General features: G+C 38.4%; 17 protein-coding genes. 5 read left to right on the top strand and 12 right to left on the bottom strand.

Annotated features, from left to right (window positions below):
- Positions 1-57 precede the first annotated feature (57 nt).
- Genes F0Q01_RS03610 through F0Q01_RS03600 form a run of 3 tightly spaced genes read right to left on the bottom strand, consistent with a single transcriptional unit; the run spans position 58 to position 2,919 of the window.
- Positions 58-1,512: a carbohydrate-binding domain-containing protein gene (locus F0Q01_RS03610; protein ID WP_090486351.1), complete on the bottom strand. Its 1,455-nt coding sequence runs from the start codon at positions 1,510-1,512 to the stop codon at positions 58-60.
- 2 nt (positions 1,513-1,514) lie between these two features.
- A complete protein-coding gene (locus F0Q01_RS03605) occupies positions 1,515-2,201 on the bottom strand; it encodes a DUF4956 domain-containing protein (RefSeq protein WP_090486348.1) in 687 nt (228 codons plus the stop codon).
- A 22-nt stretch (positions 2,202-2,223) separates the two neighbouring features.
- Positions 2,224-2,919, bottom strand: a complete 696-nt coding sequence (locus F0Q01_RS03600; protein WP_090486346.1) for a polyphosphate polymerase domain-containing protein — start codon at positions 2,917-2,919, stop codon at positions 2,224-2,226.
- Positions 2,920-3,029: 110 nt separating this feature from the next.
- Here F0Q01_RS03600 and F0Q01_RS03595 point away from each other — a divergent pair, with 110 nt between their 5' ends.
- Positions 3,030-4,172 carry a GGDEF domain-containing protein gene (locus F0Q01_RS03595; protein ID WP_090486343.1) on the top strand — a complete coding sequence of 381 codons (1,143 nt, stop codon included), beginning with the start codon at positions 3,030-3,032 and terminating at the stop codon, positions 4,170-4,172.
- On the opposite strand, the gene galT is transcribed toward F0Q01_RS03595, so the two are convergent.
- The 7 genes from galT to hrcA form a co-directional block, all read right to left on the bottom strand.
- A complete protein-coding gene (galT, locus tag F0Q01_RS03590; protein ID WP_090486340.1) occupies positions 4,162-5,658 on the bottom strand; it encodes a UDP-glucose--hexose-1-phosphate uridylyltransferase in 1,497 nt (498 codons plus the stop codon). The two genes, F0Q01_RS03595 and galT, sit on opposite strands and share 11 nt — an antisense overlap.
- A 124-nt stretch (positions 5,659-5,782) precedes the next feature.
- A complete protein-coding gene (locus F0Q01_RS03585; RefSeq protein ID WP_090486337.1) occupies positions 5,783-7,336 on the bottom strand; it encodes a glycoside hydrolase family 43 protein in 1,554 nt (517 codons plus the stop codon).
- A 14-nt stretch (positions 7,337-7,350) separates the two neighbouring features.
- Positions 7,351-9,498, bottom strand: coding sequence for a glycoside hydrolase family 3 C-terminal domain-containing protein (locus tag F0Q01_RS03580; RefSeq protein WP_090486333.1), 2,148 nt, complete (start codon positions 9,496-9,498; stop codon positions 7,351-7,353).
- Positions 9,499-9,680: 182 nt separating this feature from the next.
- Positions 9,681-10,850 carry a molecular chaperone DnaJ gene (gene dnaJ / locus F0Q01_RS03575; RefSeq protein ID WP_090486330.1) on the bottom strand — a complete coding sequence of 390 codons (1,170 nt, stop codon included), beginning with the start codon at positions 10,848-10,850 and terminating at the stop codon, positions 9,681-9,683.
- Between the two features lie 150 nt (positions 10,851-11,000).
- Entirely contained in the window at positions 11,001-12,890 is a 1,890-nt protein-coding gene (gene dnaK, locus F0Q01_RS03570) for a molecular chaperone DnaK (protein ID WP_090150645.1), read from the bottom strand.
- A gap of 84 nt (positions 12,891-12,974) precedes the next feature.
- The gene (gene grpE, locus F0Q01_RS03565; RefSeq protein ID WP_090487603.1) at positions 12,975-13,562 is read right to left on the bottom strand and encodes a nucleotide exchange factor GrpE; all 588 of its coding nucleotides are present in this window, start codon (positions 13,560-13,562) and stop codon (positions 12,975-12,977) included.
- Positions 13,563-13,604: 42 nt separating this feature from the next.
- Positions 13,605-14,651 (bottom strand): heat-inducible transcriptional repressor HrcA, encoded by a 1,047-nt coding sequence (hrcA, locus tag F0Q01_RS03560; RefSeq protein WP_090150643.1) that lies wholly within the window; start codon positions 14,649-14,651, stop codon positions 13,605-13,607.
- Between the two features lie 276 nt (positions 14,652-14,927).
- Here hrcA and F0Q01_RS03555 point away from each other — a divergent pair, with 276 nt between their 5' ends.
- Positions 14,928-16,379: a GGDEF domain-containing protein gene (locus F0Q01_RS03555; protein WP_090486327.1), complete on the top strand. Its 1,452-nt coding sequence runs from the start codon at positions 14,928-14,930 to the stop codon at positions 16,377-16,379.
- A gap of 60 nt (positions 16,380-16,439) precedes the next feature.
- On the opposite strand, the gene F0Q01_RS03550 is transcribed toward F0Q01_RS03555, so the two are convergent.
- A complete protein-coding gene (locus F0Q01_RS03550; protein ID WP_090486324.1) occupies positions 16,440-17,264 on the bottom strand; it encodes a cellulose binding domain-containing protein in 825 nt (274 codons plus the stop codon).
- 205 nt (positions 17,265-17,469) lie between these two features.
- On the opposite strand from F0Q01_RS03550, the gene lepA reads away from it, so the two are divergent.
- Together lepA and hemW are read left to right on the top strand one after the other, a co-directional pair.
- A complete protein-coding gene (gene lepA, locus F0Q01_RS03545) occupies positions 17,470-19,275 on the top strand; it encodes a translation elongation factor 4 (protein WP_090150635.1) in 1,806 nt (601 codons plus the stop codon).
- A gap of 1 nt (position 19,276) precedes the next feature.
- Entirely contained in the window at positions 19,277-20,479 is a 1,203-nt protein-coding gene (gene hemW / locus F0Q01_RS03540) for a radical SAM family heme chaperone HemW (protein ID WP_090486321.1), read from the top strand.
- Positions 20,480-20,598: 119 nt separating this feature from the next.
- On the opposite strand, the gene F0Q01_RS03535 is transcribed toward hemW, so the two are convergent.
- Complete coding sequence (locus F0Q01_RS03535) at positions 20,599-21,384, bottom strand: helix-turn-helix domain-containing protein (protein ID WP_163927132.1); 786 nt, start codon at positions 21,382-21,384, stop codon at positions 20,599-20,601.
- 284 nt (positions 21,385-21,668) lie between these two features.
- Between F0Q01_RS03535 and rpsT the strand changes: the two genes are divergently transcribed.
- The gene (gene rpsT, locus F0Q01_RS03530; RefSeq protein WP_090486315.1) at positions 21,669-21,932 is read left to right on the top strand and encodes a 30S ribosomal protein S20; all 264 of its coding nucleotides are present in this window, start codon (positions 21,669-21,671) and stop codon (positions 21,930-21,932) included.
- The last annotated feature ends 51 nt before the right edge of the window (positions 21,933-21,983 follow it).

Genomic DNA, 21,983 nt, shown 5'->3' with positions numbered 1-21,983 from the left:
GTGCAGTCCTAAATAATTCTATACCAAAATTTATTTTTTTCAAGTATCAAGACCTAATTATTGGTTGTTGTTATCTAGCATTTGCCCCTCTTCCATTGGCCCCTGTGGTCTTGTTTCAGGGTTCATCTGCCCAGGCTTAAAATCTTCTGGCATATCTTCAAAATTTGAAGTTCCATCTGGCTTTTGTAATTGTCCTGCTGGACCTCCACCGTGTCCTCCCATACCTTGGGCCGAGCCTCCTGCTTCCACAACAGTTGTTTCAGCTGTAACAGATATTTCATTTTCACCAGAAGTAATCTTATAAGTATTTCCTCTCTCAAATACATTTGATGAAATAATCATAGTTGAACCTGATACAGCTGGCGTATATTCGAAAACCTGATTTCCATTCTCATCTGTTATTGTTATTGACTGGTCGGCATCAAAACTGCCGTACACTATGGAAACCTGCCCACTTTCTTCTGAAATAGGACTATTAACTGCTCCAATGGCAATAACTTCTCCTCCATTTATAATTACACTAGAGTTATCAGCATCAATACCACCTTCAGGTTCCTTGCCACCTTGAACATATATGTCGCCACCGTTTATTGTAATGCAACCATCTACACCACCATTACAGTCAATGGCATCGCCAGTTTGACAACTAATACTTAATTCCCCGCCATTTATTTCAATATAATTAGTAGCATTCAATCCGTCATCTGAAACAGATATATCAATTATTCCACCATTTATATAAATGCTGTCCTTAGCTTCTAAGCCCTCATCATTGCTCTTTGCTGAAATTTCACCGCCATTTATCTGTAAAACACCATCACTTTCCATAACATCACTAACTGCCTCTATGACAATAGTGCCACCATCAATACAAATCAAATCATTTGCATTAAGCCCATCTGTCCCCTCAGTAACTACATTAATATTACCTGATTCTACATATAACTTGTCATCAGATGAAATACCATGCTTATGATTTCCATTAATATTAAGTGTTCCCTCACCTATGATGATAATGTCATCCTCACAGGAAATAACGCCTTTACCAATCTCCTCACCTGTGGAAGAATCAGTGGCGTACTCATTAGAATCAGTCAAGGTATTACTTGAACCATCTGTTAATTCTATATATAGATTTTTCACCTGTGCACCATAGATTACAGGCCCATCTACACTTTGTAAGTCCACACCATTTAATATAAGTTTTACGTTTTCATCAGTATTTACAACCACTGAAGAACTACTAGATTTACCTTGCAGTGTGTAGGCACCACCTTCTGTAATATATAAAATTCCATCTTCGTTACTGCAACCACTTCCCTCAATTGTTATAGCATCTTCTGAAAAAGTAATTGATGCCATCTGGTTCCAATCTGTCTTAACTGTAAGTTCATCATCATTGGAATTCTCCGAAGCAACTATATCAGTCTTTTCCTCACTGAAAGATGCGCAGCCAACAACAGCTGTTATAACAACAAGACATATAGCACTTATCAAAAATTTATTTCTCATAATTATAATTCCTCTGCTTCATTCATATCACATCGGCCGCAAACAACCGTAAGATTTCCATTACGCATTCTGATTTCATCCAAGAAATCTTTTTCAATTTCTTCATTTATTAATCTTACCCTATAATTTATCTCATACATAGAACCCATATTTGTCGTTCTAACTGCAATCTGCTTATGGGAAAGGGTAAATCTTTCAAAAATATCATCAAAAATATCGCTATAATCAAGGTTTTCTGGGATTGTCACTCTCAGGTCCTTTTCTCCTGCTTCTTTCGCGGCATAACCTATCCCATTTAAGACAAAATGAATTCCACAAATAATTGCTGTTACAATCACAGCTAAAGACATCTGTCCCACAGCACATATTATTCCAATGGTCATTGCAAAAAATATAAAACCTATATCTCTCGAACTTCCTTGAAGTGATCTAAATCTAACCAGAGAAAATGCTCCTACTACAGCAAGACTTGTTCCGAAATTACCATTAACTGCCAGCATTACCATACATACTAGAAAAGGTAAAATAATAAGTGTTCTCGCAAAATTTTTTGAAACTGTCCCTGTTTTTATATATGTGAGCGAAATAACAAAACCTAATATAGATGCCCCCATTCCATATAGTAAAGCTTCTGTTGTTGAAATAGTCGATATACTAGTTGACATCAAAGTTGATAAAATCGATTCCATTAAAATAAACCTCCGTAACTCTTTATGCTTCTTTTAAGCTTTTTTTGTAAAAATTTCCATATTTTGAAAATGATGTAGGATAAATCTTATATTTAGACAAAAGTCTTGCAAACCAAAGGGGCATTGAATCGGATATTTTCACTTCCATAAGTCTCATTCCCGGTTCTAGCAAATACTCATTTTCCTCATCACTATACAATGTCAAATTAAAATTTCTACTTCTGATGTTAATATCAAAAGTCACTCTAAACTCCCTATCTTCCTTTCCGTACATAGCCAACCTATCATAGGCAATGTAGCGTTTAGGCTCTAGGGGATAACGGCTAAAGAAATAATCTATTTCTTTGAATATCTGATTAGGATTAGATGGCAACTTGCCCTCTATCAAATATCTTTCCGCCTCTTCCATAGGTATAGCCACCCTTCTTTTATTAACCAGTCCTTTATACTTTTTCTTAATCTCTAAAAAGCACATACTGTCATAGGTTGGGTTGCCATAGCAACGCACTCGAAACTTTTCTTTATATTTAGGTCCTTCTATTGAAGTCCTAATAAGTTGGTCGTTTAAGGTATCGTAATAAATATTTCTTATGGTATGAAGCCCATATTCGTCTTCATTCATATAGACATCAAGCTCTTTTTTAAGCAAAGCATAAGTCTTTTCATCTATGAGAAACTTCTTCTCATATCTATTAAATACTTTTGTTATTTGCCCCATGGCTTCCTCCTTTTCAATTGATGGATAAAGATTAATGGGGCTAAGTGAATGTAAAGTGAAGAAAACTAAAAGGGTTTCCGAATGTTGTGAAACGATAATGAGAATTATTTATGAAGAACACAAAAAAACCGCAAAATATTAATAAGTTTTACATTGTTGTGATGAAATTCAGAGGTTATAATATACGTACTATGATTACAAAGAAAATTGCTAAAGAAGAATTACTAGATTTTTATCAATCAAAATTTGATTATTACAAAGTAGTAAGTGCCTATTGCGCAGTTATTATTGCCTTTAGTGAGATTTCCTACTTTTTCACTGATTGCCAGCTATACGGTAGATTCTCATGGGAAACACTTATCCCGAGATTATCAGTACTTTTACCACTGGCTTTATTTTTATTGCTATATCGCAAAGTAAAATCATACAAAGCAGGCGTACTTCTCTACTATCTAATTCCCCACGCAGCTATGTGGGCCACAATCTGGTCTGTTTATCATCTTGAGAACCGTGATTTTGTCCGCGAGGGCTTTATCATTATGCACTTTGCATTCCTCACCATCGGGCTTGCAATGCCTGTAATGTATCACACAATTATTCACGGATTTATCTTTTTTAATATTCTCGTATCCAATTTATTCAACCACTATGAGCACCTAGATATGATGCTCACACTTGCTATTCCTATATATATTGGAGTAATTCTCCTTCAAATTATCTTGGAGAATACCTATGCAGACCACTATCTCATTAAGAAATCTCTAGAACTAAACTCAATCACTGACGAATTAACAGGGGTCTACAACCGATTTAAAATCAACGAAATCGTAGATCCAGAGACTCATAAGTTCTACACCGACGAAAGCATTTATATCGCCATGTTAGACATCGATTACTTCAAAAAGGTCAACGATAATTATGGCCATGAGGCTGGTGATATCATCCTCAAATACGTAGGCAGCCGTCTAGAGACACACGTACAAAATCAAGATTACGTTATCCGTTGGGGTGGCGAAGAATTCGTTCTACTCCTAGTAGACTGTGACGCCAGCAGAGTTGCAAAAGTCACTGAAGAGATCCGTCAGGATATATCTTCCGGAGAAAATTCTGTTTGCCCTCTGACAATATCAATCGGCTACAGCAAATACAAGGCAGACGAAAACTACCACTCTTGCCTGGATCGTGCCGACAAAGCTCTCTACTATGCTAAAAAGCATGGCCGCAACCAGGTAGTAGATTACACTAACATATAACCTTTATAAAGCGGTTAAATGCGTCCATGCCTTCTGGGGTGGACTTGAAGACGCCGGCGCACTCTAATACCTGGCAAAATACTTTTCCGATTTCTGCTTGTAATATCGTATTTACGTTTTGACCATCTATATGATTGTAATTTTTGGTGAATTCTTCTACCCAATCCGCATGCTTGGATATTTCTTCATTGGAGCGGATGTCTTTATTGTTAACAATGTAGTCAGCTAACAGTTCCATTTCGGTCTTTAAGCGGCTTGGAAGTACCGCAAGCCCCATCACCTCTATAAGTCCTATGTTTTCTTTTTTTATATGGTGAAGATGGGCATGTGGATGGTATAGACCTAATGGATGTTCTTTGGTAGTAATGTTGTTTCTAAGGGCAAGATCTAGTTCAAAGTAATCCCCTCTTTTTCTAGCAATAGGTGTAATCGTATTGTGAGGCTCTCCATCTGTTTCAGCAAAAATATATGCCTCTTCATCGGTGTAATTTCTCCATTTGTCTAATATATTAGTAGCTAAATCAATAAGTCTAGTCTCATCCTTGCACTGAAGCCTAATTACTGAAAGTGGCCATTTAACTATACCAGCCTTAACATCCTCATATCCTTTTACTGTAAATTCCTGAATAATTGGAGCTTTTTCCATGGCAAATGTGTAATGGCCGCCTTGGAAATGGTCATGACTTAAAATAGATCCTCCAACAATTGGTAAATCAGCATTGCTTCCTAAAAAATAGTGTGGAAATAGTTTTATAAAATCAAATAGCTTAACAAAAGTAGCACGCTCTATTTTCATAGGAGTATGCTCTCCGTTAAAGACTATGCAATGCTCATTGTAATAAACGTATGGGCTATATTGAAAGCCCCAGTTGCTGTTATTTATAGTTATAGGAATTATGCGATGATTCTCTCTTGCAGGATGATTAATGCGGCCAGCATAGCCTTCATTTTCCATACATAATTGGCACTTCGGATATGCGGATTGTTTAGCATTCTTAGCTGCAGCAATTGCCTTTGGGTCTTTTTCTGGCTTAGAGAGATTAATTGTTATATCAAGGGTGCCATACTCTGTATCACAAGTCCATTTTAGGTCCTTTTTTACCCTGTAAGTACGGATATAGTCAGAGGCTTTGCTTAATTTGTAAAAATAATCTGTTGCATCTATTGGACCATGGTTATCGTATATACGGTTAAACTCATCTATAACCTGTTTAGGACGTGGGCATAGCTGATTCATTAGCTTTGTATCAAACAAATCCCTATGTGTAACTGAATCCTCTATGATACCTCTATTAACTGCCTCATCTAAAAGTTCCTTTAATACATCTTCAAGTACAATATTGCTTAAATCACAGTCTGGATCTGTGTACTCATCTTCTTTCATACATTCAAGCAAAAGATTTGTAGTATATATTCTCTCACATTCTGGTGTGAGCCCCATATCAATACCGTACTGTACCAACTTCTTAATACTTTCCTGAAGCATAATCACCTCCATAATAAAAAAATTCCAGAGAAAATACTTTCTCTGGAAACTATTTTACATCTGTATGATTTTTACGTTCAATTAATCCCGTATATAAAACTTGCAAATTCGCTCATTGAAAATGCTATACTTCTTCTACTGTAAAGTATGAATAATCGCAATAGTTATCACTAGCCTTTCCATTTGAAGAAGCATATAGTCCGATGGTACATCCTACGAATCCGCCTGATTCTTCGGTGGTGTATGGGCTCAAATCAATACATTCTGCCACAAGAATCTTTTCGTTATTCTTTTTAATATAGATATTGGCCAGCTGATTTGCTGCCTCAAGAATTATTTCTAAATCACCTGATGAAATATCAAAAGTAGCAAGTCTGATTTTGGTTCCTTTAATAACTGGCCCTACTTTAAACTGTAACTTATCTTTTTTCTTTACAACTAAAAGCTCCAGGTGATTTTCATTATTCTGGAATAACACCATTCCTGCACATTCATTATCTTTTGCTGGTGTAAACTTAAGCCCGCAGCTTGCTCTAAATGAATGAGTCTTTTGACGAATTCCTAAGTAAGATGGATTGCCAGTATTTTCTATGGCCTCAGGACGAAGCTTTAATCTTAAGAAGCCAGGATTGTCAGTAAGGGAATAAAAGTCCTCACTTCTTCTTTCAATTCCAACAAATCTATCATCTAGGACTGTCTCTTCAAAGGTCATTTTATCCTTTGTAGTAATCTCTTTTGAGAATCTATATTCCGGAAGGTCGATCTCCACCTCATCAGTCAAACGACCTACTCCCGGATTAACCACAGGCCATCCGTCTTCCCAAATTACTTTTGCAAGAAATGTCTCTCGTCCCATGCTACACTTTCCCTTGCATGGTCTAGATGCCAGCATCACCATATACCAGTTGCCATTGATGTCATCAACTAAATCAGCATGTCCAACATTGCATACTGGATAATCCTTGCCTAAATTTCGATGGGTAAATATAGGATTTCTAGGACATCCCTCAAACCATTTGAATAGCTCCTTTGACCGAGCTACAGAAATAGCATGTTCAAAGCTTGTGCCAGCTTCTGCATGTAAAAGATAATAATATCCATCTTTCTTATAAAGGTGTGGTCCCTCTGGCCAAATAACATCCTTAAGAGCGCCCTTCCATATCGCCATCGAAGAACCTACAAGTTTCATTTGCTCTAAATCCAGCTCTTGAACCCATATCTCCCAATCACCGTTGTAACGAACTCCCTCAGGATTTGGTCTGGTACCAACGTAATAACATTTGCCGTCGTCATCAAAGAACAGAGATGGATCAATACCTGGCGCCTCATCTTCACCTAAATAATATGGCTCAGACCAAGGACCAGCTGGATCTTTTGCAGTAACAATAAAGTTGCCGCCAGAGCTTACATTAGTTGTTATCATGTAAAAGATTCCATTATGCTCTCTTATTGTTGGGGCAAATATGCCTCTAGATATATCTCCCGACAATGGAAGTTGACTTTCTCTGTCTAATATATTTCCAATTTGCTCAAAATGTGCCAAATCCTTAGTGTGAAAAACCGGTACTCCCGGAGCATACACAAAACTTGAACAAACTAGATAAAAATCATCCCCTTTTCTGCAGATAGAAGGGTCTGGATAAAAACCTTTTAGAATTGGATTGTTAGCTATAACCATGATGCACCTCTCAATTAATATTCAACTTCTGTAACAGAGCCTGTTAATTCAATTTCGAAAATATCACACTCTCTGCCCATAAGTTCTTTACTTCTATCGTCTGGCTGTTGTCCCCCAATAGAAATCTTAAACTTGCCTGGCTCTATGATACATTTTCCCTTTTCATCAATAATGGCAAAATCTCTTGCAAAAAGGGTAAATTCAACCTCTTTTGTTTCACCAGGCTCAAGCTCTAGACATTTAACCTTTCTAAGGCTTCTAATAGGCACTCTTGTGCTTGCCTCAAGGTCCGTTACATATACTTGAACAGCCTCATGCTGTGTATACTTACCGGTATTTTTAACATCTACCTTTAGCTTGAATGTATCACCAATTGCTCCCTTATCTTTATCAATAGAAGCAAATAGATAATCGATTTTAGAATAACCTAGTCCATAACCAAATGGATAAAGTGGTGTGCCCTTGAAATATCTGTATGTCCTATTTTCCATTGAATAATCAGAAAAATCAGGAAGGTCATCATCAGAGGCATAAAATGTAAGAGGCATTTTACCTCCTGGACTGGCCTTGCCAAATAAAACCTCTGCAATTGCGCGTCCACCTCTTGCACCTGGATACCAGCACTGCATTATCGCATTTACGTTATTAGATTCCTGAGCCCATGATAAATCAAGAGCAGAACCTGAAAGCACAAGAAGTACAACAGGCTTGCCGATTTTGGCAATTTCCTCAAGAAGCTCTTGCTGACAGCCTGTAAGCTTTAATCCAGGCTTGTCTCCGCTACCGAACTGATTACCCTCGTCTCCTTCTTCTCCTTCGATTGATGCGTCAAGTCCAAGACACATTACAACTAAATCTGAATGCTCTGCTACGATTTTAGCCTCGGCAAATCCATCTTTTGGCTCACTGATTACGTGAATTCTATCCTTCCAAAGATGAGTGCCCTCAGCGTGGAATAATCTAATATCATCACCGACAACCTGACGAATACCCTCTAAAACAGTAATATATTCAGAAGAAAGGCCCTCATAATTTCCAATTAAAGCTCTTCTTGAATCAGAGTTAGGTCCAATAACAGCAATAGATTTATAATCCTTTTTATTCAGTGGAAGTAAACCATCATTCTTCAAAAGGACAAAGCTATCCTTTGCAGCGTCAAGGGCAAGTTCGATATGCTCTTTGCATTCAACCACTTCATATGGAATATCATCATACTTGCTCTTTCTCTCTGGAATAGTACCTAGACGAAGTCTGATTTCCATAAGTCGAGTAACAGCCTCATCTATGGTCTCTTCCTTGACAAGACCTGCCTTATAAGCATAAATCAGCTTTTCATATGTGCATCCACAATTAAGATCGCAACCATTATTAACAGCAAGTGCTGCAGATTCCACTTCACAACCTGTTACCTTATGATTTTCATGGAAGTCTCTAATGGCCCAGCAATCAGATACAACATGACCTTCAAATCCCCACTGGCCTCTTAAAATATCCTTAAGCATACGCTTGCTGCCACATGCAGGTTCACCGTTTATTCTGTTATAAGCCCCCATAACAGCTTCAACTTTTGCATCCTTTACAAGACGCTTAAAAGCATATAAATATGTGTCATACAAATCCTGATCAGATACTTTGGCATCAAAATGATGTCTATCACCCTCAGGTCCAGAGTGAACTGCATAGTGCTTTGCGCATGCTGCAGCCTTTGGATTATCCGGGTCATCTCCTTGTAACCCCTTTACAAAAGCCATTCCAAGCTGCCCCGTCAAATAAGGGTCTTCTCCGTATGTCTCATGGCCTCGTCCCCATCTGGGATCCCTAAAGATATTAATGTTAGGTGCCCAATAGGTAAGTCCCTTATATATGTCTCTTTCTTCATGTTTTACAAATTCATTGTATTTAGCACGACCTTCAGTAGAAATAACATCTGCTATATCATGAATAAGCTCCTCATCAAAAGTAGCTCCAAGGCCTATAGCCTGTGGAAACATGGTAGAATCGCCAGTTCTTGCCACCCCATGAAGGGCTTCATTCCACCAACAATACTTAGGAATGCCAAGTCTCTCAATTGCAGGAGAATGATGAAGCATCTGGCTCATCTTTTCTTCCAATGTCATCTGAGAAACAAGCTCCTTTGCTCGATTTAATGTCTCATTATTCATAACGCCTTCTCCTATACATTATTTTCCCATAATATTATCAATTTTATCATTATGGTATTTTAAGCATGGAATTATTTGTATCTGAATAATGGCATATTTTTTACTTAATAAGCGATTTCCTAAATATTTCTTTTCAAATTAAAAAGTTTCCAAGAGAAAACTCTTGGAAACATTTTAGAGAATTATAAATCATTGATTGTATCTTTTATTTTATCTGCAAAGCCACGCTTTTTCTTTTCAGCCTTAACAGTCTTAGGACCACCTACTGTTGTGTTACCTGTAAGCTCATCAAACTTTCTAAGAGCTTCCTTAGCTTCTTTTGAAAGTCCTGTTGGAACTTGAACAACAAGTGTAACATAGTGATCTCCACGCATGTTCTTGTTTCTAAGAGAAGGAACACCCTTACCTCTCAGCCTGATTGTAGTATCAGTCTGTGTTCCTGGCTTCACCTCGTATGAAACCTTGCCATCGAGAGTATCGATAATAACCTCTCCACCAAGTGCTGCCTGAGCAAATGAAATAGGAGCTGATGAGTAGATATCATAGTCTCTACGCTGGAAAATAGGATGATTTGCAACAATAACCTCTACAAGCAAGTCACCTCTAGGGCCACCGTTTCTTCCTGGCTCACCCTTTTCACGAATGCGAACACTCTGACCATTATCAATACCAGCAGGAATAGAAACAGAAATCTTCTTCTTTCGTGCCACATAACCAGTTCCATTACAATCTGGACATGGAGTATCGATAACCTCACCTGTACCATGACAATCAGGACAAGTTGTAACATTTTGAACCATTCCAAAAAGTGACTGCTGAGTCATCATTACACGACCCTTACCACCACACTTTGAACATGTTCTCTTAGATGTGCCAGGCTTAGCGCCACTACCGTGACATGCAGCACACTCTTCTTTTAATGTAATCTCAATCTGCTTATCGCAACCAAATGCTGCCTCTTCAAATGTAATATGAACTGCAGCTCTAAGATTAGCGCCGCGCATAGGTCCATTAGAAGTAGCTCTTCCACCGCCTCCAAAGAAGCTGCCAAAAATATCGCCAAAGATATCGCCGAAATCCATACCAGAGAAATCAAATCCGCCAGCTCCACCGCCGCCATTTTCAAATGCTGCGTGACCAAACTGATCGTACTGTCTTCTCTTATCTGCATCCGAAAGAATTGCATATGCTTCTGAAGCCTCTTTGAATTTCTTCTCAGCTTCAGCATCCCCTGGATTCATATCTGGGTGATATTTCTTTGCAAGCTTTCTATATGCACTTTTTAGCTCACTGTCTGAAGCAGTCTTGGAAACTCCAAGTACTTCATAGTAATCTCTTTTCTGTTCTGCCATAATAGTATCCTTTAAATAATCTACATACGGTTAAAGAGCACACTTCGGAAATGTGCTCTTTAATCCAACTTCGTTGGACATGTTTTTCAAAATCAAGTTTCGAAAATCATGCCAAATACGAATTGTATAATTCTGATGAATTATTCAATTCTAAACTTCCTTAAAATCTGCATCTACAACATCATCTGCTGGATTTGAATCTGTTGCTGCACCAGCGCCTGCTCCTGTGAACTGGCTCATATCTGGGCCTGCACCTGCTGCTCCCTGAGCTGCCTGAGCCTGCTCATACATCTTAGCAAATACCTTCTGTGCTGACTCTGTAAGCTTCTCCTGGGCTGCCTTAAGTTCACCAATCTGTGAATCGCTCATCTCTTCTGGAGTCTGATACTGATCAAGAAGCTTCTGAGCTGCCTCGATATCAGCATCAACTGCGGACTTATCAGCTGCATCAATCTTGTCGCCTACTTCATCAAGAGCCTTCTTTGTCTGGAATACGAAGCTCTCAAGGTCGTTTCTTGTATCTACAGCCTCTTTACGCTTCTTATCCTGTGCCTCGAATTCAGCTGCTTCCTTAACAGCCTTCTCGATATCATCATCAGACATGTTAGAACCAGCTGTAATTGTGATGTGCTGCTCCTTACCTGTACCTAAATCCTTAGCAGATACGTTTACAATACCGTTAGCATCAATATCAAATGTAACCTCGATCTGTGGTACACCTCTCATTGCTGGTGGGATACCATCGAGTCTGAACTGTCCAAGTGACTTATTGTCCTTAGCGAACTGTCTCTCACCCTGTACTACATTAATATCAACTGCTGTCTGATTATCAGCTGCTGTAGAGAATACCTGACTCTTCTTTGTAGGAATTGTTGTATTTCTCTCGATAAGACGAGTTGCAATACCACCCATTGTCTCAATTGAAAGTGAAAGTGGTGTTACATCAAGAAGAAGGATATCGCCTGCACCAGCATCGCCAGCGAGCTTACCACCCTGGATAGAAGCACCGATAGCTACGCACTCATCTGGGTTAAGTGTCTTGCTTGGCTCATGACCTGTAAGAGCCTTTACCTTATCCTGAACTGCTGGGATTCTTGTAGAACCACCAACAAGAAGTACCTTTGAAAGCTCTGAAGCGTTAAGACCTGCATCCTTAAGTGCCTGGTTTACAGGACCTGCTGTAGCTTCTACTAAATCGTGTGTTAACTCATCAAACTTAGCACGTGTAAGGTTCATATCAAAGTGCTTTGGACCCTCAGCTGTAGCTGTGATGAATGGAAGGTTGATGTTTGTAGTTGTAGCAGATGAAAGCTCCTTCTTAGCCTTCTCAGCTGCTTCCTTAAGTCTCTGAAGAGCCATCTTATCTGTTGAAAGATCTACGCCTTCAGCTGCCTTAAATTCAGCAAGCATCCAATCTGTAATCTTCTGATCGAAATCATCACCACCAAGTCTGTTGTTACCAGCTGTAGCAAGAACTTCGATAACTCCATCACCAATCTCAATAATAGATACATCAAATGTACCACCACCAAGGTCATATACCATAATCTTCTGCTCCTGCTCATTATCAAGACCATAAGCAAGTGCAGCTGCTGTAGGCTCGTTGATGATACGCTTTACATCAAGACCTGCAATCTTACCAGCGTCCTTTGTAGCCTGACGCTGAGCATCGTTAAAGTAAGCAGGAACTGTAATAACAGCCTCTGTAACCTTTTCATTTAAGTAGCTCTCAGCATCGCTCTTGAGCTTCTGAAGAATCATAGCTGAAATCTGCTGTGGGCTATACTTCTTATCATCGATGATACGGCCATTATCTGTACCCATATCTCTCTTGATAGAAGAAATTGTCTTCTCAGCGTTTGTAACTGCCTGACGCTTTGCAGGCTCACCAACAAGTCTCTCACCTGTCTTTGTAAATGCAACGATAGATGGTGTTGTTCTAGCGCCCTCTGTATTTGCGATAACAGTTGGCTTACCACCTTCCATAACAGCAACGCAGCTGTTAGTTGTTCCTAAATCGATACCAATAATCTTTCCCATGATTTATATCCTCCTACTTAATAAATCTTACTAATTAAGTCTTTCTTAATTTGATTGTCGATTTGCTCGACTCATAAAAACATTTTAGTTCGCAACCTTAACCATTGAATGACGAACTACAGTGTCGTTATACATGTAACCTTTCTGGAATTCCTCCACTACGATGTTCTCGCCAACTTCCTCATCCTCAACGTGCATTACTGCATTGTGGAAGTCTGGATTGAATTCCTGACCTACAGCCTCGATTGGCTTAACACCAACCTCATCAAGTGTTGTAAGTAATTGCTTGTATATCATAAGCATTCCATCTGCAAATGGATCTGCTCCTTCCTCAACTGTAGCAAGACCTCTTTCGAAATTGTCTACTACAGGGAGAATCTTTTCTACGATGCTCTTAGCACCTGTTGCAAACATCTGAGACTTCTCAATTTCAGTTCTACGTCTGAAATTTTCAAACTCAGCCATCTGACGCATTACCTTGTCATTAAGCTGCTCAATCTGCTCGTCTCTCTTATCTTTTTTCTTTTCTTTTTTCTTTAAGCTTTTTTTTGAATCCTTATCATCCTTAGCTTCGGCTTCTTGTGCCTCTGCTTCAGGAGCGGCTTCTTCGGTCATCTCTTCAGCATTTTCCACAGCTTCTTTAACTGCTTCTTCTGTAGAGAACTCTTCCATTTTTTCTTTATTCTCTGCCACTATTATTTCTCCTTATATCTATCATGTATCTTTGCCTTCTTTTTTCAGGAGCTTATCAAGCTGCCCCTTAAGGCTCTTTATATTATCAACAACATTCTCATAATCCATTCGCTTAGGACCTACGATACCAATAGTACCCTTAACACCATCACCAAGCTCATATGTTGCTGTAACAATCGAACAGTCCTTCATAGTGGAAATTGGGCTCTCATCACCGATGTATACTTGGATGCCTGTCTCCTCATCAGATGACTTATCAGTAAGGAGCTCAATCAAAGACTGTTTTTCCTCAAATGTATCAAGAAGTTCTGATGCCTTCTTAGAATCAGATAACTCAGGGTACTTAAAAATATTGGTAGCACCGGAAGTATATACCTGTAAATCCTCATCCTGAGTAATTGTCTCAGCTACTGTATCAAGAACCTGAGAGATAATCTCATCGTGAATACCAGCCTGCTCCTTAAGCTTAGAAATAACTGCCAAATTAATCTGGTCAATCGAAAGTCCATTTAAATTAGTATTTAAAAGCATATTAAGCTTAAGTAATGTCTCATTATCAAGTGGCTTGTCCACATTAATGATTTTGTTCTTAACTATGTTGCCATCCATGACAACTACTGAAAGCAATTGATTCTCATCAACAGCTGAAAGCTGGATAAACTTTAATCTATTTGAAATAACTGATGGAGCAGAAACCAATGTAGCATACTGAGTGTTTGTAGCTAGTACCTTTGCCACATTCTTAAGGAGTGTCTCCATTTTCTCCTCTCGCTCTATCATCCATTCCTTCATATCTGAAACTTCCTTATCTTTTGAAGCAATCAGATTGTTAACATAGAATCTGTAGCCCTTATCAGAAGGAATACGACCTGCGGATGTATGAGGCTGAACTATATAACCTAAATCCTCTAAATCCGACATCTCATTTCTAATAGTAGCGGAACTGAGATTCAAATCAGTATATTTTGAAATGGTACGGGAACCAACCGGCTCACCCGTCTCCAGATAGTTTTTGATAATTGCATTTAAAATCTTAACTTTTCTCTCATCAAGCTCTGTATCAGCCATACATTCACCTCACTTCAAGAAGAAATTAGTAATCAATAATTTAAATACTTTTCTTGTTAGCACTCATCTCAATGGAGTGCTAATCATTTTCTGATGTTAATTTACACCTACATAAAAGGTTTGTCAACCGACTTTAGACTTTTTTTATAAATCCTTTATTTCTTTAATATAAAAGGATTTTTCATTACCCCATTTCACAATAATGGCACATTTTTTTATTAATATTTATTGTAGTGATTTGCCGATGCCCATTAACCAGCGCAAAAGGATTGTTTTATGGAATCAGGTGTTTACACTCAGTTAAAAACAATGGTTAATAGCTTCACTCTTCCGGGAGCTGTCTTCTCAGTGGAAAAAAACACAGATGGCTCTTGTGGTGATGTGCGTTTTTTTGCAATCAATGAAGCCTTCAAAAGGGGCTATTACGACATGTTTATAGAAACTAATGATACTAGCGTAAATATTGATTACGATAATGTACACACATTAATTGAAGGACAGCTATATACTGTGAATCTTCCAAAGGAACCTAATTTTGAGGAAATCTGCTTTAGAGCAGCATGGAAAGGCGAGCATATTCACACATATGTAGATACCAGAAAACTGTACGGTTATTGGACCGAGGATATCTTGCTTCCTGTAGAATGTCATCATCCAGATAATATTTCTTACTGTCTGTTTCTTTATACACTAAACAAAGATTTAGACGCTGGAAAATATGCTGCAGTATCACCTGACGTTTCAAGCTTTGTATTAAAAACTTGCTTAGAGCTTAGAGATGAGACCGAATTCTATTCAAGTATGAATAAAGTCACTAATGACTTAAGAGAATATACCGATTCTTTTGCCGCATGTATTTTAACTATAGATAAGGAACAGAAATCCCGGGAAATCATTAGCGAATCCATGCGTGAAAAAAGAGATTACACCATTAAAGAGCTTTTCTCTTCTACTCCTTTTAAAATGTTCCTAACATGGGAGGCCGCTCTTTCTGAAACTAACATCATTATTGTGAAGGATGACCATGATATGGCTGCCCTTGAAAAGAAAGCTCCTGATTGGGTGAAACATATGCGTGAAAACGATGTTCACACCCTTGCTCTTGTACCTTTCATACATCAGGGAGAAATTATTGGCTACCTGTATTTAACTGATTTCAACAGTGATAATGTAGTAAAAATCAAAGAAGCTATAGAACTGGTTTCTTTCTTCCTTACTGCAGAAATTGCTAATCATATATTTATGGAAAAGCTTGAATATCTTAGCAACGTAGACATTTTAACAGGAGTCTTAAACAGAAACTGCATGAACATAAATGTGGATGAACTTTCTCTAAAATTAAAGCTCAACCCACAACCATTTAGCGTGGCATTCTGTGACCTTAATGGCCTTAAGAATATTAATGATGAACAGGGCCACGGTTCAGGTGATAAATTACTAAAAGAGGCTGCTATTTTATTGAAGGAAGTGTTTGTAGGCGATCAAATATATCGCGCTGGAGGTGACGAGTTTACTATCATCTCTCTTCACAGTACCCAGGAAGAATTTGAAGCAAAAATCAATTTACTACGAGAGAAAGCCTGTGATCCAGATTGGTTATATTTTGCTATCGGTACATATTATGATGCAAAAGGAGGCAGTCTTAGAAAGGCTATGCATTATGCAGATGAGCGCATGTATAAAGATAAAAAGGAATTCTATGATAAATTTCCAGATAGGAAACGTTGAATTTCAGTCAAAAAAATAAACGCGTAGGAAACATCCTACGCGCTTTATTTTGGCTTATTACTATTCTAATGTGTAATCTATGGAATCGCCAAAGTTTCCACTGATATTAAATCCAAACTGGACTGAATCTCCTGGGCAAATAGATTTATTCCAATCACATGGCGTAAAGATATAATAGTCATCTTCCTCTACCATGTTTGCACTCCAGAAACAGTCTATTTCAAAGTCACCTTTTTTAACCTTAACTTTCCAGCCTTCTGATGTATTATTAGATTCATTAGTAATAACAACATTTGCAGAACCGCCATTGCTCCACTTATTCACATCGCATTTGATAGTGTTGCCCTTTTCTTCTGAGGCAGCCTGACTTACTGGAGTATCTTCTGTTTCCTCTACATTCTCGTCCACATTCTCTTCATCTGAAGCAATAAATCTATAGGAATCAATTTCTAAGTCAGCTCTACCACATGAAAAAGTAAGGTCATAGTAATATCTATCTCTTGGATATTTAATTTCATATGTCTTTGTTACAAATTTTCCATCAGTTGGCTCAAGGAGGATATACATGAAGCTAGGGCCTCCTTCACGATAGATGCGAGCTGTTAAAGATGTAGGAGTTTTTGCTCTATAGGTGAGCTCAAAGCTCTTATACCCTCTATCAAGGCAATAGTAATCAGAAAATGTGTCATTCGGCTTCATGGCAAGATAAGTTGTATCATCCTCTGTTTTCACCTGACAATCATATAGATAATGTGCATCCTCAGCTTCTGTAGTACTGTAAGCATCGTAATTTTCCTCAGCACGTACTGTAATTGGCGCAGCTAATGTAAAAATCATACATATTGCCAGCCCTACACACATAATGTGCGATAATCTCTTTTTCATTATTCCATAACCTCCAACAATTTATTTCGTACTTATTGCACGTCCAGAGTTGAATGTAACAATTCCGGAATATATTCGCTATTGAATTCTTGCTATCCGCTTTTCAATTCTTGTTATGCCATCTTACTTGAGAATATCATTTTAAAATTGTTATTTTTCTAATCCTTTGGTAAGATAAATTCAGTATTTTTTATAGAGGTAATTTATGGATCAGAGTAAAATAAGAAATTTTTGTATTGTAGCACATATCGATCACGGTAAATCTACTCTTGCTGATCGTATTATACAGATGACAGGAACTTTGACAGATCGTGAGATGCAGGCGCAGGTTCTTGATAATATGGATCTTGAGCGTGAGCGTGGTATCACAATCAAGTCCCAAGCTGTTCGTATTATATACAAGGCTGATGACGGTCAGGAGTACATCTTCAATCTTATCGACACTCCAGGACATGTAGATTTTAATTATGAAGTTTCTCGCTCCCTTGCAGCATGCGATGGGGCTATTCTTGTTGTTGATGCAGCACAGGGAATCGAGGCACAGACTCTTGCCAATGTTTATCTGGCTCTCGATCATGACCTTGATGTTATTCCTGTAATCAACAAAATAGATTTGCCTTCTGCTGACCCACAGCGCGTCATTGAAGAAATTGAGGATGTTATCGGACTTGAGGCTCAGGATGCACCACAGATTTCTGCTAAAACTGGTCTTAATATCCACGATGTTTTAGAGGCAATTGTCAATCAGCTTCCTGCTCCAAAGGGCGATGTAAATGCACCTCTTCAGGCACTTATCTTCGACTCCTTATATGACCCATACAAGGGCGTTATTGTTTTCTGTCGAGTAAAGGAAGGCACCCTCAAGGTAGGCGACAAGGTCCGCATGATGGCAACAGGCGCTGAGTTTGATGTAGTAGAGGTCGGTTATTTTGGCGCAGGCCAATTTATTCCTTGCGATGAACTTCCAGCAGGAATGGTTGGTTACATGACTGCTTCCATTAAAAATGTTAGAGATACACGTGTAGGTGATACTATCACTCACGTTAATAAGCCAGCTCCAGAGCCACTTCCTGGTTACAAAAAAGTAAATCCTATGGTTTACTGTGGTTTGTACCCAGCAGATGGTGCTAAATACCCTGATTTAAGAGATGCTTTAGAGAAGCTTCAGCTCAATGATGCTGCTCTTCAGTTTGAGCCAGAGACATCTGTTGCTCTTGGTTTTGGTTTTAGATGTGGATTTCTAGGACTTTTACATTTAGAGATTATTCAGGAGAGACTTGAGCGTGAGTACAATCTTGACCTTGTTACTACAGCTCCATCTGTAGTCTATCGTGTTCATAAAACTGATGGCACAATGATTGAGCTTACAAATCCTAGCAATTTGCCTGATCCATCTGAAATCGACTATATGGAAGAGCCTATTGTTGAGGCCGAAATCATGGTTACTTCTGATTTCATCGGCGCAATCATGGATTTATGCCAGGAGCGTCGTGGTCAGTACATCAGCATGGAATATATTGAAGAAACACGAGCTCTTATTAAATACACTCTTCCACTTAACGAAATCATTTACGATTTCTTTGATGCTCTTAAGAGCCGTTCCCGCGGTTACGCATCATTTGATTATGAGATGAAGGGTTACATGAAGTCAGAGCTTGTTAAGCTTGATATTCTTATCAATAAAGAAGAAGTGGATGCCCTTTCATTCATCGTATTCTCTGGCACAGCTTATGAGCGTGGTCGTAAAATGTGTGAGAAGCTCAAGGATGAAATTCCACGTCACTTGTTTGAGATTCCTATTCAGGCAGCTGTTGGTTCAAAGGTTATCGCCCGTGAAACAGTTAAGGCTATGCGTAAGGACGTTCTTGCCAAGTGCTACGGTGGTGATATTTCTCGAAAGAAAAAGCTTCTTGAAAAGCAAAAAGAAGGTAAAAAACGAATGCGTCAGGTTGGCAATGTAGAGATTCCACAGGCAGCCTTCATGAGCGTTCTTAAATTGGATGAGGACTAATATGACTCCTATCGAACTGTATATTCATATACCTTTTTGTGTGAAAAAATGTTTATATTGCGACTTCCTTTCTGGAGTCTTTGATGAAAAAATGCAGCGACGTTATGTCGCTGCTCTTTGTAATGAAATAAAATATGTTTCAGCTAAACATCCTGGTTGTATTGTTTCTACCATTTATATCGGTGGCGGCACACCGTCATGGCTTTCCGAGGATTTGATGGATGCAATCATCACTACCGTCAAGCAGTCTTTTAAAATCGATCCTCTTGCTGAGATTTCCGTTGAATGCAACCCAGGTACGCTCTCATCTGAAAAGCTTAATGTATATCGTTCTATCGGCATTAATCGACTTAGCATTGGCCTTCAGTCTGCCAACGATGATGAGCTTAAGGAACTAGGTCGTATTCACGATTACAATCGCTTTTTACACACCTTTGACTTGGTTAGAAAGGCTGGCTTTGACAATGTAAATGTGGACATTATGACAGGCCTTCCACATCAGACCATAGAAAAGCTAGAAAAGACTCTTAGCTCAGTAACTATGCTTCGTCCTGAGCATATTTCTGCATACTCTCTTATCATTGAAAAGGGCACCCCTTTCTACGATAAGTACAAATTCGACGCAGTTAAACAGCAGGCTGGCATGCCTACTGAGGAGCTTCCTACTGACGAAGAATCTTATCGCCTTTATAAATTTACAATGGAATATTTGGAGAATAAGGGCTACAAGCGCTATGAGATTTCCAATTATGCCAGAAATGGTAAGATCTGCCGCCACAACGTAGGTTATTGGGACCGTGTTCCATACTTAGGCCTTGGCCTTGGTTCTGCCTCTTTATTTGATAATGTCAGAACCGACAACATCCGTGACATTTATAAGTACTGTGAAATATCAGAAGCCATAGCCGCCGGCAAAAATGTCCCATCTGAACACACCTCTCCTTACTATGCCTCAGAAGAAGTCCTTTCTAAGAAAGATGCCATGGAGGAGTTTATGTTCCTTGGTCTTCGTAAAATTGAAGGTGTTACAAGGTCAGATTTCTACCAGATGTTTGGAATCGATATTGAGGCAATTTATGGACCAATCATCACCGCCCTTAAGAATCAGGGCTTTATGGATGCAAAAGAAGGACGCCTATTCCTCACAGATATTGGAATAGACGTCAGCAATCAGGTACTTTCTCAATTCTTGTTGGACAAGTAATTTATAAAATCGATAGAAATATTTTAATAATCGTTACTATAACTCTTGCGCCAACAAGGATTTTTAATGGTAAAAGCATTATTTTTGTCATAATCATTAAAATCATTATTTATTCTCCTCTACTTACTCTTATTATGAAGAAAGGCTCTGTAAGAAACACATCCGCCGCATACTCCAGCAAAAAGATAAATAGAAATTGAGAGCACAAATAAGAGCACTGAAATAAGGCATAATAAAACAAAGTTGCTCACTTGAAGAAGCGCTCCCATGACCACTGGCACAGCCGAGAGAATGCAAAGTATAATTCCTCCACACAAAGCAGCAATTCCACTATTTCTTAGCTGAGAAAGCTTTTCTTTTACCATTTTTTCTACGCCTTCTTCAATTACAAACTTCTCCTTAAATAGGTAATGATAATCTTCTAATTTCAATCCCTGTCGAATAAAAATCATAACCGCCAATGATACATGAATAGCTAAAAATATAATTGCGATAGCAACTGCACCTACTAATGGTAGGTCCAAAGCATTAAAATATGAACCGCCTACAACAATAAGAGGAATTATTGGGCTTGTTACACATATTGAACAAGCAAGTGCAATTTTTTTCAATACATCAGCCCTAACGCTTAAGAACTCTGTAGCTTCTTTTAATGAAACAACATATAATGGCTTTTGCTCGTACACATTATTTACGGTTTCTTTTTCAACATTACTATTTAATAAGTAATCTGTAGAAACACCAAATAACTCTGCCATCTTTACAATCTTTTCAACTTCAGGAGTACTAAGGCCGCCTTCCCATTTAGAAACAGATTGTCTTGATACATCTAGCTTTTCTGCAAGCTCTTCCTGAGACCAGCCCTGCTTTTTTCTTTCGTCGATAATCTTTTCTGCTAAAATCATATTTTCCCTTTCTATGTATAAAGATTTTTGCAAAGTATTTGTCTTTGCGAAGATTATCATATAAAATGTCTTTGCTGTCCACTAGAAACCTTACTTTTCAATTTGTCAACCAGTGGTTGCATTATTATATTTTAGGGATTTCTTCAATAAAATATGGTTTATCTATTGACAAACCCCACTTAATTATCTATTATATTCGAGTATGCGTTGAACTGTCCGTGTCCGGCTACAGCGCAATTTATTGTAAATTATTTAATTCATAAAAATTGGAGGTGTAGCAACACATGGCAAATATCAAGTCTGCAAAGAAGCGTGTATTAGTTACAGCTGTTAAGACAGAGAGAAACAAAGCTATCAAATCTGAGGTTAAGACATACGTTAAGCGTGTTGAGGCTGCTGTAGAAGCTAAGGATAAGGCACTTGCTGAGTCTGAGCTTAAGGCTGCTATCAAGGTTATCGAGATGGCTGGTTCAAAGGGTGTTTATCATGACAACACTGTAAGCCGTAAGGTATCTCGTCTTACAAAGCTTGTTAACACACTTGCTTAATAATATTTAAAATACTTACTCCAAGGTCCCGTCAACCTTGGAGTTTTTTAT

Source organism: Pseudobutyrivibrio xylanivorans, assembly GCF_010906925.1.
Classification (GTDB): domain Bacteria; phylum Bacillota; class Clostridia; order Lachnospirales; family Lachnospiraceae; genus Pseudobutyrivibrio.
Note: the sequence above shows the minus strand (reverse complement) of the source record. Positions and strands in the feature narration are given on the sequence as shown.

Excerpts from the sequence above, each read along its gene's own strand:
- F0Q01_RS03595 (WP_090486343.1), top strand. The coding sequence starts at position 3,030 with ATGAAGAACACAAAAAAACCGCAAAATATTAATAAGTTTTACATTGTT.
- lepA (WP_090150635.1), top strand. The coding sequence starts at position 17,470 with ATGGATCAGAGTAAAATAAGAAATTTTTGTATTGTAGCACATATCGAT.
- dnaJ (WP_090486330.1), bottom strand. The coding sequence starts at position 10,850 with ATGGCAGAACAGAAAAGAGATTACTATGAAGTACTTGGAGTTTCCAAG.
- F0Q01_RS03580 (WP_090486333.1), bottom strand. The coding sequence starts at position 9,498 with ATGAATAATGAGACATTAAATCGAGCAAAGGAGCTTGTTTCTCAGATG.
- F0Q01_RS03600 (WP_090486346.1), bottom strand. The coding sequence starts at position 2,919 with ATGGGGCAAATAACAAAAGTATTTAATAGATATGAGAAGAAGTTTCTC.
- F0Q01_RS03555 (WP_090486327.1), top strand. The coding sequence starts at position 14,928 with ATGGAATCAGGTGTTTACACTCAGTTAAAAACAATGGTTAATAGCTTC.
- dnaK (WP_090150645.1), bottom strand. The coding sequence starts at position 12,890 with ATGGGAAAGATTATTGGTATCGATTTAGGAACAACTAACAGCTGCGTT.
- F0Q01_RS03535 (WP_163927132.1), bottom strand. The coding sequence starts at position 21,384 with ATGATTTTAGCAGAAAAGATTATCGACGAAAGAAAAAAGCAGGGCTGG.
- rpsT (WP_090486315.1), top strand. The coding sequence starts at position 21,669 with ATGGCAAATATCAAGTCTGCAAAGAAGCGTGTATTAGTTACAGCTGTT.
- galT (WP_090486340.1), bottom strand. The coding sequence starts at position 5,658 with ATGCTTCAGGAAAGTATTAAGAAGTTGGTACAGTACGGTATTGATATG.
- hrcA (WP_090150643.1), bottom strand. The coding sequence starts at position 14,651 with ATGGCTGATACAGAGCTTGATGAGAGAAAAGTTAAGATTTTAAATGCA.
- F0Q01_RS03605 (WP_090486348.1), bottom strand. The coding sequence starts at position 2,201 with ATGGAATCGATTTTATCAACTTTGATGTCAACTAGTATATCGACTATT.
- F0Q01_RS03585 (WP_090486337.1), bottom strand. The coding sequence starts at position 7,336 with ATGGTTATAGCTAACAATCCAATTCTAAAAGGTTTTTATCCAGACCCT.
- grpE (WP_090487603.1), bottom strand. The coding sequence starts at position 13,562 with ATGGAAGAGTTCTCTACAGAAGAAGCAGTTAAAGAAGCTGTGGAAAAT.
- F0Q01_RS03610 (WP_090486351.1), bottom strand. The coding sequence starts at position 1,512 with ATGAGAAATAAATTTTTGATAAGTGCTATATGTCTTGTTGTTATAACA.
- F0Q01_RS03550 (WP_090486324.1), bottom strand. The coding sequence starts at position 17,264 with ATGAAAAAGAGATTATCGCACATTATGTGTGTAGGGCTGGCAATATGT.
- hemW (WP_090486321.1), top strand. The coding sequence starts at position 19,277 with ATGACTCCTATCGAACTGTATATTCATATACCTTTTTGTGTGAAAAAA.